10 protein-coding genes are annotated in these 11,880 nt (G+C 69.3%); 4 read left to right on the forward strand and 6 right to left on the reverse strand.

Annotated features, from left to right (window positions below; translation table 11 throughout):
• Positions 1-147 precede the first annotated feature (147 nt).
• Both exaC and pedF read right to left on the reverse strand, forming a co-directional pair.
• Entirely contained in the window at positions 148-1,668 is a 1,521-nt protein-coding gene (exaC, locus tag B7D75_RS15055; RefSeq protein WP_107114177.1) for an acetaldehyde dehydrogenase ExaC, read from the reverse strand.
• 85 nt (positions 1,669-1,753) lie between these two features.
• Positions 1,754-2,191: a cytochrome c-550 PedF gene (gene pedF / locus B7D75_RS15060; protein WP_003088533.1), complete on the reverse strand. Its 438-nt coding sequence runs from the start codon at positions 2,189-2,191 to the stop codon at positions 1,754-1,756.
• 312 nt (positions 2,192-2,503) lie between these two features.
• Between pedF and exaA the strand changes: the two genes are divergently transcribed.
• Complete coding sequence (gene exaA / locus B7D75_RS15065) at positions 2,504-4,375, forward strand: quinoprotein ethanol dehydrogenase (protein ID WP_034082971.1); 1,872 nt, start codon at positions 2,504-2,506, stop codon at positions 4,373-4,375.
• A gap of 53 nt (positions 4,376-4,428) precedes the next feature.
• The gene (locus B7D75_RS15070; RefSeq protein ID WP_058135048.1) at positions 4,429-5,082 is read left to right on the forward strand and encodes a pentapeptide repeat-containing protein; all 654 of its coding nucleotides are present in this window, start codon (positions 4,429-4,431) and stop codon (positions 5,080-5,082) included.
• 26 nt (positions 5,083-5,108) lie between these two features.
• Here B7D75_RS15070 and B7D75_RS15075 read toward each other — a convergent pair whose 3' ends face one another.
• Together B7D75_RS15075 and B7D75_RS29590 are read right to left on the reverse strand one after the other, a co-directional pair.
• Positions 5,109-5,786 (reverse strand): response regulator transcription factor, encoded by a 678-nt coding sequence (locus tag B7D75_RS15075; protein ID WP_012076049.1) that lies wholly within the window; start codon positions 5,784-5,786, stop codon positions 5,109-5,111.
• A gap of 139 nt (positions 5,787-5,925) precedes the next feature.
• Positions 5,926-6,066 (reverse strand): hypothetical protein, encoded by a 141-nt coding sequence (locus B7D75_RS29590; RefSeq protein WP_012076050.1) that lies wholly within the window; start codon positions 6,064-6,066, stop codon positions 5,926-5,928.
• A 517-nt stretch (positions 6,067-6,583) separates the two neighbouring features.
• Here B7D75_RS29590 and agmR point away from each other — a divergent pair.
• Both agmR and B7D75_RS15085 read left to right on the forward strand, forming a co-directional pair.
• A complete protein-coding gene (agmR, locus tag B7D75_RS15080) occupies positions 6,584-7,249 on the forward strand; it encodes a response regulator AgmR (protein WP_012076052.1) in 666 nt (221 codons plus the stop codon).
• Positions 7,250-7,258: 9 nt separating this feature from the next.
• On the forward strand, positions 7,259-8,119 hold the full coding sequence (locus tag B7D75_RS15085; protein WP_012076053.1) for a DMT family transporter: 861 nt from the start codon (positions 7,259-7,261) through the stop codon (positions 8,117-8,119).
• Position 8,120: 1 nt separating this feature from the next.
• Here the strand turns inward: B7D75_RS15085 and nahK are convergent, their stop codons facing one another.
• Positions 8,121-10,766 (reverse strand): hybrid sensor histidine kinase/response regulator NahK/ErcS', encoded by a 2,646-nt coding sequence (nahK, locus tag B7D75_RS15090; protein WP_107114178.1) that lies wholly within the window; start codon positions 10,764-10,766, stop codon positions 8,121-8,123.
• Positions 10,696-11,859 (reverse strand): nitric oxide-sensing protein NosP, encoded by a 1,164-nt coding sequence (nosP, locus tag B7D75_RS15095; RefSeq protein WP_058135047.1) that lies wholly within the window; start codon positions 11,857-11,859, stop codon positions 10,696-10,698. The genes nahK and nosP overlap by 71 nt, the downstream gene beginning before the upstream one ends.
• Positions 11,860-11,880: the final 21 nt, after the last annotated feature.

Consider the following 11,880-nt stretch of genomic DNA (forward strand, 5'->3'; position numbering starts at 1 on the left):
CGGCCGGTGTAACGAAAAAAAACGCGGCCGTGGCCGCGTCGCGCCAGGACCCGCCCTGGGGAAGCCACGCCGGGCGTGGCGGCGGGCGCCCCGGGGGGCGTCGGCGAAAGCCGCGCGCCGGAGCGGCACGCGGCGGCTGAGGAACGCTCAGAAGAAGCCCAACGGATCGATGTCGTAGCTCACCAGCAGGTTCTTGGTCTGCTGGTAGTGGTCGAGCATCATCTTGTGCGTCTCGCGGCCGACGCCGGACTTCTTGTAGCCGCCGAACGCGGCGTGGGCCGGGTACAGGTGGTAGCAGTTGGTCCACACGCGGCCGGCCTTGATCCCCCGGCCCATGCGGTAGGCGCGGTTGATGTCGCGGGTCCAGAGGCCGGCGCCGAGGCCGTACTCGGTGTCGTTGGCGATGGCCAGGGCTTCCGCCTCGTCCTTGAAGGTGGTGACGCCGACCACCGGGCCGAAGATTTCCTCCTGGAACACGCGCATGCCGTTGTGCCCCTTGAGCAGGGTCGGCTGGATGTAGTAGCCGCTGGCCAGGTTGCCTTCGAGCTTCTCGGCGCTGCCGCCGGTGAGCACTTCGGCGCCTTCCTGCTGGGCGATGTCGAGGTAGGAGAGGATCTTCTCGTACTGCTGCTGCGAGGCCTGGGCGCCGACCATGGTCTCGGTGTCCAGCGGGTCGCCGCGCTTGATCGCCCTGACCTTCTTCAGCACTTCTTCCATGAACGCCGGGTAGATCGACTCCTGGACCAGTGCGCGGGACGGGCAGGTGCACACCTCGCCCTGGTTGAAGAAGGCCAGCACCAGGCCCTCGGCGGCCTTCTCGATGAACGCCGGCTCGGCCTGCATGATGTCTTCGAAGTAGATGTTCGGGCTCTTGCCGCCCAGCTCGACGGTGGAGGGAATGATGTTCTCCGCCGCGCACTTGAGGATGTGCGAGCCGACCGGGGTGGAACCGGTGAAGGCGATCTTGGCGATGCGCTTGCTGGTGGCCAGGGCCTCGCCGGCCTCCCTGCCGAAGCCCTGGACGACGTTGAGCACGCCCGGCGGCAGCAGATCGCCGATGAGTTCCAGCAGCACGCAGATGCCCAGCGGGGTCTGCTCGGCCGGCTTGAGCACCACGCAGTTGCCGGCGGCCAGCGCCGGGGCCAGCTTCCAGGCGGCCATCAGCAGCGGGAAGTTCCACGGGATGATCTGCCCGACCACGCCCAGCGGCTCATGGATGTGGTAGGCCACGGTGCTGTCGTTGATCTCGGCGGCGGAGCCTTCCTGGGCGCGGATGCAGCCGGCGAAGTAGCGGAAGTGGTCGGCGGCCAGGGGGATGTCGGCGTTGAGGGTCTCGCGCACGGCCTTGCCGTTGTCCCAGGTCTCGGTGACGGCGAGCAGTTCCAGGTTCTGCTCGATGCGGTCGGCGATCTTCAGCAGGATGTTCGAGCGCTCCTGCACCGAGGTGCGGCCCCAGGCGTCGGCGGCGGCGTGGGCGGCGTCGAGGGCCTTGTCGATGTCCTCGGCGGTGGAGCGGGGGAACTCGGCGATCGGCTGGCCGTTCACCGGCGAGGTGTTGGTGAAGTACTGGCCCTTGACCGGAGGCACGAACTCGCCGCCGATGTAGTTGCCGTAGCGAGGCTTGAAGGTAACGACGGCACCGGGGGTTCCGGGCGCTGCGTAGATCATGACGAAGCTCTCCTGTGTGGTCGTTCCGCCGTGGCACGGCGGACTCGGCGAGGGCGCCGCGGTCGGCGGCGAAGGGACGGGCGTGTCACTCGTCGACGTGCACGCTTTCCAGATAGCTGCGGATCGCCCAGAGGCCTTCCTGGCTGATGAAGTCGGCCATCTTCGGCATGTACACCGCGCCATCGCGCACCGCGCCGTTGATGACCCGCTCCTTGAACCACTCGTCGCCCTCGGCGCCGGTCTCCAGCAGGCGCAGGTCCGGGGCGATGCCACCGGACTTGGCTTCCAGGCCGTGGCAGCGCGCGCAGTTCTGGTTGTAGGCGGAGGCGCCGATCTCCACGGCCAGGTCGTGCTTGGCGTAGGGCTCGCGGTAGGGGTTGGTGTCGCGCCATTCCTTGCCCAGCGGCTCGAGTCCCTTGGTGTCCACCGCCTGGGGGGTCACGTCGCCGTGGGCCAGGGCCAGGCTCGAGAGGCTGAGACCGGCCAGCACCAGCAGGCCGCGCAAGGCGTTGTTCTTGTTCATCACTTCATTCCTCCGGGGAGACAGGACAAGGCACGGGCGCCAAACGGCGCTCGCCGCCATCCTAGGAGCCTCCGCCGCACGGCCGAATCCTGCTTTGGGCGCCCTCGCCTACTCCCTTCGCAGTAGAGCCTCGGAAGGCCTCGCGGGGGGCTTTGGCAGCAAGTCCAAGTCATGTCCCGGCCGGGAAGTCTTCCCGGGCGAATCGGGCGATCTTCCGTTCCCGCCGGCGCGCCCCGCTTCCACCATGAAACCGCCGCGGCCCGAGCAGCGGCCTGCCGTTTCTCGACCCTCACTCCAAACGGGAACCCGATCATGACAACAAGAACCTCACCCGCCCCTGCCGGCCTCCTGCGCCCGAGCCTGCACTGCCTCGCCTTCGCCGTCGCCCTGGGCAGCGGTGGCGCCGCGCTGGCCAAGGATGTGACCTGGGAGGACATCGCCAACGACGACAAGAGCACCGGCGACGTGCTGCAGTACGGCATGGGCACCCATGCCCAGCGCTGGAGCCCGCTCAAGCAGGTCAACGCCGACAACGTGTTCAAGCTGACCCCGGCCTGGTCGTATTCCTTCGGCGACGAGAAGCAGCGCGGCCAGGAGTCCCAGGCCATCGTCAGCGACGGAGTGATCTACGTGACCGCCTCCTACTCGCGGCTGTTCGCCCTCGACGCGAAGACCGGCAAGCGCCTGTGGACCTACAACCACCGCCTGCCCGACGACATCCGCCCGTGCTGCGACGTGGTCAACCGCGGCGCCGCGATCTATGGCGACAAGGTGTTCTTCGGCACCCTCGACGCCTCGGTGGTGGCGCTGAACAAGAACACCGGCAAGGTGGTGTGGAAGAAGAAGTTCGCCGACCACGGCGCCGGCTACACCATGACCGGCGCGCCGACCATCGTGAAGGACGGCAAGACCGGCAAGGTCCTGCTGATCCACGGCAGCTCGGGCGACGAGTTCGGCGTGGTCGGCCGTCTGTTCGCCCGCGATCCGGATACCGGCGAGGAAATCTGGATGCGCCCCTTCGTCGAAGGCCACATGGGCCGCCTGAACGGCAAGGACAGCACGGCCACCGGCGACGTCAAGGCGCCATCCTGGCCGGACGATCGCAACTCGCCGACCGGCAAGGTCGAGTCCTGGAGCCACGGCGGCGGCGCTCCCTGGCAGAGCGCCAGCTTCGACGCCGAGACCAACACCATCATCGTCGGCGCCGGCAACCCCGGCCCGTGGAACACCTGGGCGCGCACCGCCAAGGGCGGCAACCCGCACGACTACGACAGCCTCTACACTTCCGGCCAGGTCGGGGTCGACCCGAGCACCGGCGAGGTGAAGTGGTTCTACCAGCACACCCCCAACGACGCCTGGGACTTCTCCGGCAACAACGAACTGGTGCTGTTCGACTACAAGGCCAAGGACGGCAAGATCGTCAAGGCCACCGCCCACGCCGACCGCAACGGCTTCTTCTATGTGGTCGACCGCAGCAACGGCAAGTTGCAGAACGCCTTCCCCTTCGTCGACAACATCACCTGGGCCAGCCACATCGACCTGAAGACCGGCCGCCCGGTGGAGCGTGAGGGCCAGCGCCCGCCGCTGCCGGAACCGGGGCAGAAGCATGGCAAGGCGGTGGAAGTATCGCCGCCGTTCCTCGGCGGCAAGAACTGGAACCCGATGGCCTACAGCCAGGACACCGGGCTGTTCTACGTGCCGGCCAACCACTGGAAGGAAGACTACTGGACCGAGGAGGTCAGCTATACGAAGGGCAGCGCCTACCTGGGCATGGGCTTCCGGATCAAGCGCATGTACGACGACCACGTCGGCAGCCTGCGCGCCATGGACCCGGTCAGCGGCAAGGTGGTCTGGGAACACAAGGAACACCTGCCGCTCTGGGCCGGGGTGCTGGCCACCGCCGGCAACCTGGTGTTCACCGGCACCGGCGACGGCTACTTCAAGGCCTTCGACGCGAAGAGCGGCAAGGAACTGTGGAAATTCCAGACCGGCAGCGGCATCGTCTCGCCGCCGATCACCTGGGAACAGGACGGCGAGCAGTACCTCGGCGTGACCGTCGGCTACGGCGGCGCCGTGCCGCTGTGGGGCGGCGACATGGCCGACCTGACCCGGCCGGTGGCCCAGGGCGGTTCCTTCTGGGTATTCAAGCTGCCCAGCTGGGACAACCGCACCGCCAGCCGCTGATCCCCGCGCCGCGCCCCGCGGGGCGCGGCTTTCCCCGCCCGCGGAGTATCCCGATGAAGACCTTCCTCCTCTGCGCCGCCCTGCTCGGCGCCGGCCTGGCCCAGGCCGCCGACGACATCGACGACGACGGCGTCCGCATCATCGCCGGCTGCCGCCTGGAGCCCGGCGCGCGCTGCGCCAGGGTCGACCTGCGCGGTGCCGACCTGCGCAACCTCGACCTCGGCCGCATCGATCTGGCCGGCGCCGATCTCTCCGGCGCCGACCTGCGCCACGCCAGGCTCGACCTGGCCAACCTGGAAAAAGCCGACCTGCGTGGCGCCGACCTCACCCGCGCCAGCCTGCAGCAGGCCAACCTGCGCGGCGCCGACCTCTCCGGCGCCAGGGCGGTGGCGATCCAGGCCTGGGGCCTGTTCGCCCAGGGCGCCCAGTGGCAGGGCGCCGACCTTACCGCCGCCTACCTGGAGTTCGCCCGACTCAGCGGCGGCCGCCTGCACCAGGCCACGCTGCGCGCCGCCGATCTGGAGATGACCTGGCTGTCCCGCGCCGATCTCAAGGGCGCCGACCTGCGCGACGCCAACCTGCAGGAAGTCAAGCTGGCCGAGGCCAATCTGGAGGACGCCGACCTGCGCGGCAGCAAGGTGCGCTTCGGCAACTTCCAGGGCAGCAACATGCAGGGTTGCAAGGATTGCCCCGCGGGCTGGCGGTGAAGCGCCGGACAGCAGCGAGGATGCCCCTACCCGACGCTGCCGCAAGCCTTCTCGGCGAGCGGCAGCGGCAGGCCCAGCCGCAGCACGCCGCTGTCGATGGCCCGGTGCACCAGTTCCGCCTGGGTGCTCACCTGCAGCTTCTGCTTGAGCAGGCTGACATGGTTTGACACGGTCTTGCCGCTCACCCCCAGCTGCTCGGCGACCTGACGCATGGCCAGGCCGCGCGCGAGCAGGCGGAATATCTCGAACTCGCGGCGGGTCAAGTCGCGCAGGATGGCCTCGCCCTCCTCGCTCCGCTGCTGGCACGCCAGGCGGATGGCCAGGCCCTGCTCGATGTAGACCTGCCCGGCGAGCACCCGGCGCACCGCCTCCAGCAGCGTCGCCGGTGCCGCGCGCTTGGTCAGGTAGCCGCGGGCACCGGCGTCCAGCGCCTGGCGCACCAGCGCCAGCTCGTCGTGCAGGCTGAAGAACAGCACGCGCAGCTGCGGCAGGCGCTGGCGCAGCCGGCGGGTCAGCTCCACGCCGCTGATTCCCGGCAGGTCGAGGTCGACGATGACCAGCGAGGGAATCTCGCGCTGCACCGCCAGCAAGGCGTGCTCGCCGTCGCCGGCCTCGCTCAGTTGCACGTCGGGCAGCAGGCCCCGTAGCAATCCGGCGAGGCCTTCGCGGACCACGGGATGGTCATCCACCAGCAGGATCTTCATGCTTTCCTCCTTTCAGTCGCCACACCCGGCGACGGTCGCAGGCGCAGCTCGCAGCCGCGTCCATCGTCGCACCCGCCCGGTCGAGGGAACCGCCACGCCACCGCAGGCGGATCCGCGCGTGGCGCCGGCATGCCGTGCCTCAGGGCGCAGCCCGGCAGGCGTGTGCGGCCGAGCAGGCGCCAGGCGTGTCGGGCTGGACATGCCGGGCGTAGAGGAAATCGAAGCCGAGCAGGCTGAGGATCAGCAGGATGGGCAACACCAGGGTGACGGCGATGCGCATGGCGGCGCCTCCTTTGGATGGTCATTGCCAAAGCATGCTAGGACGCCGCCAGCCGCGACAGGCTACTACCTTGGTACTGCCGGGGCGCTACCTTCGCCCAGGTTCCGGCCGCCGCGCGGACGCGGCCGGCATCGATGCCAGGACATGGGCCATGCGCAAGAGTGGCCGTCTACTACTTTGGTAGCGCTTCGCCCCTCTCAACGTCGAATTTCCAAAGCAGCGCACCTGTCTTGTAATGGCCGCTACAAGAAGAACTACAGAGAAATCGCCATGCCTCGCCTTGCCCACGCTCCGTCCAGCCTGCCACTGGCGCCGTCCGGCCGCGCCCGCCAGCGTCCCGGTCGATCTCCTCGCCGATCCCTCATCCCGGGCCGCCTGGCCCCGCCAGGCCAGGGCGGCGCCGCGCTGGGCGATCGCCGCCGCGGCTGCTACCGTGACGCCAGCGGCGTCCGCCGAACGCCAGCCTCGCGCTGAACCGCCACCCGCCGCCCATAACGACAATAACGAGGTCCTGGCCATGTACAAGATCCTGATCGCCGACGATCACCCGCTGTTCCGCGAAGCCATCCACAATGTCATCGCCGACGGGTTTCCCGGCAGCGAAGTCATGGAGACCGCCGACCTCGACAGCGCCCTGGGCCTGACCCAGGCCCACGACGACCTCGACCTGATCCTGCTCGACCTGAACATGCCCGGGATGCACGGCCTCAACGGCCTGATGAACCTGCGCAACGAGGCCCCGACCATTCCCGTGGTGATCGTTTCCGCCGAGCAGGACAAGCAGGTGGTCCTGCAGGCCATCACCTACGGCGCGGTGGGCTTCATCACCAAGTCCTCGCCGCGCGCGCAGATGACCGAGGCCATCGAGCAGATCCTCAACGGCAACGTCTACCTGCCCTCGGACGTGATCCGCACGCAGAAGAGCTCGCCGCGCCGTTGCGGCCACGAGGAGCACGCGATCGCCCCGGAACTGCTGCAGGCTCTGACCCGCAAGCAGTTGCTGGTGCTGGAGCGAATGACCAAGGGTGAGTCGAACAAGCAGATCGCCTACAACCTGGAGATCGCCGAGACCACGGTGAAGGCGCACGTCTCGGCGATCCTGCGCAAGCTCAGGGTGCACAACCGCGTGCAGGCCATCCTCAGCGCCAGCGACATCGACTTCGCCGCCTACCTGCGTCGCTGAGGCCCGCCCATGCCCGACCGCCGCACCCTGCTGCTCACCATCCTGGCGATGCTGGCCTTCGCCGGCAATTCGCTGCTCTGCCGCGCGGCGCTGAAGGACACCGCCATCGACGCGGTCAGCTTCACCGCCCTGCGCCTTGTTTCCGGGGCGCTCATGCTGCTCTTGCTGCTGCGCCTGCGCCGCGCCCCGGCCGGCGCGCGCGGCGGCTGGCGCGGCGCGGCGGCGCTGTTCGTCTACGCCGCGGCGTTCTCCTACGCCTATGTACAACTGGACGCCGGCACCGGCGCGCTGCTGCTGTTCGGCGCGGTGCAGGTCAGCCTGCTCCTGGCCGGGCTGCTGCGCGGCGAGCGGCCGGGTACGCAGGCACTGGCCGGTTTCCTGCTGGCACTGGGCGGCCTGCTCTACCTGTTGCTGCCGGGAGCCAGCGCGCCGCCGCTGGGCGGCGCCCTGCTGATGCTGCTGTCCGGCCTCGCCTGGGGGCTCTATACCCTGCTCGGCCGGGGCGGCGGCGACCCTCTGGCGGTCAGCGCCGGCAATTTCCTCCGCGCCATCGCCTTCGCCGCCCTGCTGCTCCTGGTCTTCCACGGGCAACTGCGGCTGGACGGCCCCGGGTTGCTCTATGCGCTGCTCTCAGGCGCCCTCGCCTCCGGCCTCGGCTACGCCGTCTGGTACAGCGCGCTGCCGGGGCTGACGGCGCTCCAGGGAGCCTCGGTGCAGCTCAGCGTGCCGGTGCTCGCCGCCCTCTGCGGCGCGCTGCTGCTCGGCGAGCCGCTCGGCCCACGGCTGCCGCCGGCGACCCTGGCGGTGCTCGGCGGGATCGCCCTGATCCTCCTCCCGCGCCTGGGCCGCGCGGCGCGCGAACGCGGCTGAATCAGACCACGCCTTCGCGCTCCAGCAGGTGGCAGAGCGCGGTCTTCAGCTTCATCGGCCGTACCGGCTTGTGCATCAGGGTATGGCCAAGCTCGCGGACCTGCTGCTTGAGGTCGTTGCTGTAGTTGGCGGTGATCATCAGCGCCGGCAGTGGCGAACCGCGCCGGGCATTGATCGCGGCGACCGCGTCGATGCCGTTGCGCTGGTCGTCGAGGTGATAGTCGACGATCAGCAGGTCGGCCTCCGCGTGGTAGTTGTCGACCTGGCGCGCCAGGTCTTCCTCAGACAACGCCGTCACCACCCGGCAGCCCCAGGCCTCGAGCAGCGAGCGCATGCCGGCGCAGATCGCCGCGTCGTTGTCCAGCACCCACACCCGCGAACCGCGCAGGCGCTCGCGCAAGTCGTCCGCGCAGGCCGGCGGCTCGGCGCGGCCGCGCGGGGCGTGGCGGGCCAGCGGCACCTCGATGGCGAAGCACGAGCCCTTGCCCGGCCGCGAGCCGACCCGGACCCGGTGGCCGAGCATGCGGGCGATCTTGTCGACGATCGCCAGCCCCAGGCCGAGCCCGCGGTCCTGTTGCGAGCGCTGCAGCTCGCCGCGCTTGAACTCCTGGAAGATCTCGCCGAGCTTGTCGGCGGCGATGCCGACCCCGGTGTCCCAGACCTCGATAGACAGGCTCTGGCGCTGCCGGCGACAGCCAAGCAGCACGCGCCCGCGGGGCGTGTAGCGGATGGCGTTGGACAGCAGGTTGCGGAGGATCCGCGCGAGCAGTTGCTGGTCGCTGCGGACCAGCGCCCCGCAGGCCACGAACTCCAGGCGCAGGCCCTCGCTGACGGCCACCTGGCGGTACTCCGCGGCCAGGTTGCCGAGCAGCTCGCCGATCTCGAACGGCGCGATATCCGGGCGGATCACCCCGGCGTCCAGCTTGGAGATGTCCACCAGCGTGCCGAGCAGATTCTCCACGTCCTCCAGCGAATGACTGATGTTGTTCACCAGCGCCTCGTTGCCCTGCCCGGCGCCACCGCGCTCCTGCAACGCGCTGGTGAACAGCCGCGCGGCGTTCAGCGGCTGCAGCAGGTCGTGGCTGACCGCGGCAAGGAACTTGGTCTTCGACAGGTTGGCCTGTTCCGCCTCGCGCTTGGCCTCGCGCAGGCGTGCCTCGACCTGGCTGCGCTCGTGGATCTCGCGCTTGAACTGGTCGTTGAGGCTGGTCAGCTCGGCGGTGCGCTCGCGCACCCGCTGCTCGAGGTTCTGGTAGGCCTGGTGCAGCGCCTCGGCGGTGCGCCGGCGCTCGGTGATGTCGCGGACCAGCACGAACAGGCCGACCACCCTGCCGTCGGCCTGGCGGTTCGGCACATAGGAACGCTGCATGTAACGCTCCTGGCCGGACAGCGCGGTCTCGGCGATCTCGAAGGTCACGCTCTCGCCGGCCAGGGCCCGCTCGAAGTACGGCTCCAGGCGCCGGCAGTGCTCGGCGCCGTGCACGTCGCGCAGGTTGCGTCCGAGCATCGAGCCGCTCGGCCAGCGGTACCACTGCTCGTAGACCTTGTTGGTGAATTCGTAGACCAGCTCGTCGCTGAGATAGGCGATCAGCGCCGGCACCTGGTCGGTGATCAGGCGGATCCAGCGTTCGCTGGCGCGCAGTGTCTCGGCATGGCGATAGCGTTCGGTGATATCGGTGAAGGTGTTGACGAAGCCTCCGGTGGGCAAGGCATGGGTGCGGATCTCCAGCACCCGGCCGTCGAACAGGCGCTGCTCCAGCACCGCGCGCGGAGCGCCCTGGGCGTCGCGGCTGCACGGCGTGATCAGCGGCAGTTCGCTCTCCGCCATGACTTCGGCGAAGGCCCGGTGGCCGCCGATCGGGGCCAGACCGCAGAGTTCCAGGAAGCGTCGGTTCCACAGTTCCAGAGTACCGTCGGCGCCGACCATCGCCACGCCCTGGGACAGGTTGTCCACCGCCCGCTGCAGCAGGTGCGACTTCTGCGCCAGAGCCTGCTCGCGACGCGCGGTTTCGCTGAGCTTGATCTCGGTGACGTCGGTGTAGAGCACCGCCAGCCCGCCGTCGCGGGTCGGCCGCTCGCTCATGCGCAGCCAGCGCTCGTCGCGCAGGCGGTACAGGGTCTGCTCGTCGCCGCCGCGCTGCTCCTCGACGATCAGCCCGCCGCTGCGCGCCAACCGACGCAGCTCGGCCTGGCGCATGCCGGGACCGATGCGCGCGCGGGAATTGGCCCAGAGCGCGCGGAAGCGCTCGTTGAACAGGACGATGCGGCGTTGCCCGTCGAACAGGACGAAGGCGTCGGAAATGCTCTCGATGGCATCGAGCAGGTGCTGGTGGGCGGTTTCGGCGCGCAGGCGGGCGTCGCTGAGCAGCTGGTTGCTGGCCCGCAGCTCGGCCATCGCCTGGCTCAGCGCGTCGGTGCGCTCACGGACCTGCTCGGCCAGCACCACGGAATACTGGAAGGCGCCATAGGCATCGTCGCTCTGCGCGGCGCTCGACTCGATGCGTCCGATCAGCGCCTGGTTGATCCGCTGCAACTTGTGCCGCTCTTCCTCGAGGGCGACGACCCGCGCCTGCAGCTCAGCGACGGACACCTCCGCGGGGTCGGCCAATGGCGACCCCGGTGAAGGTCTGGTTGATATGCATGCCATTGAATTGCTCTCCGTAGGTGTTGAAGCCGATCACCTGCTGGCTGCGGAGAAACGCGGCGGTAGCTTCCGTGTCGCCGCCGACCTCCAGCTCCAGGCGCCGCAGGAAGCAGTCGCAACCGATGGTCAGCAACGGCGGTCCGAGGCGTTCGTGCAGCCGGCGGAACTGCCCCTCCAGGTTGGGCAGCAGCGGCCCGGTGCTCATCGCGGTGAGGACGATGCCGTTCTCCACCGCGCAGTAGAAGGTCAGGCTGAGGTCGTCGTTGGCCTGCTGGATCGAGCGCACGTAATAGCGGTCGTCGACCCGCACCGCCAGCGGATGGGCGGAGAACAGGGCGAAGTCCAGCGCCTCCGGCGCCACTCCGACCAGCCGCGCGTACTCCAGTGCCGCCGGTTCGGCGTTGAGTTCGTGGACGCGCCGGCTGCCGCTGTCGGCGCGGGTCACCACCAGCTTCTCGGCGCGCGGCAGCACGTGATGGGTGGTGAAGACCTCGAAGTCCAGCCAGGTGTTGACCAGCAGCACCACCGCCGCGCCGGTATGGAACTGGCCCCGGTGGTAGACGTGGGTATGGGTCAGGTGGTTGTCGTCGCCGGCCGATCCGCCGAAGTGCGGGATCGCCCCAAGGGCCGCGCTGAGCGCGGCGAGCACCACCTCCTCGCGACTGGACAGGCCGTCGAGCAGGGTCAGGGCGAAGCTGTGGCCCTTGATCGGCGCCAGGCCGCCGCTGCGGCAATCGGCGACCAGGCGCTCGACCATCTGCTGGGCGTCGAGCAGGCTGAAGCGCTCCATCTCGTCGATCAGCACGCTGGCGATGGCAAAGCTGCGCAGGTCGAAGCCCACCGCGCTGACGCAACCTCGGCCATAGCCTTGCGGGGTGATCTCGCCGGCGGTGGTGCAGCCGACCAGGTCGATGCCGCCGAAGTAGCGTTCGAGCATCGCGGCGAGGGCCGGCAGGTCGTATTCGGCGGAACAGAAGAACAGCACGAAGCCCAGGTGCGGGTGGATCAGCTGGCGCGCCAGGTCCTGGGCCACCGCCTCGACGTCGCGGGCGCTGGACATGCCCCTGGTGACCCCTTCCCCGTGTCCGTCGTACATGCCTGCGTCCACTTCCGGTTT

Origin of the sequence: Pseudomonas paraeruginosa (assembly GCF_003025345.2) — a bacterium.
Taxonomy (GTDB): Bacteria; Pseudomonadota; Gammaproteobacteria; order Pseudomonadales; family Pseudomonadaceae; genus Pseudomonas; species Pseudomonas paraeruginosa.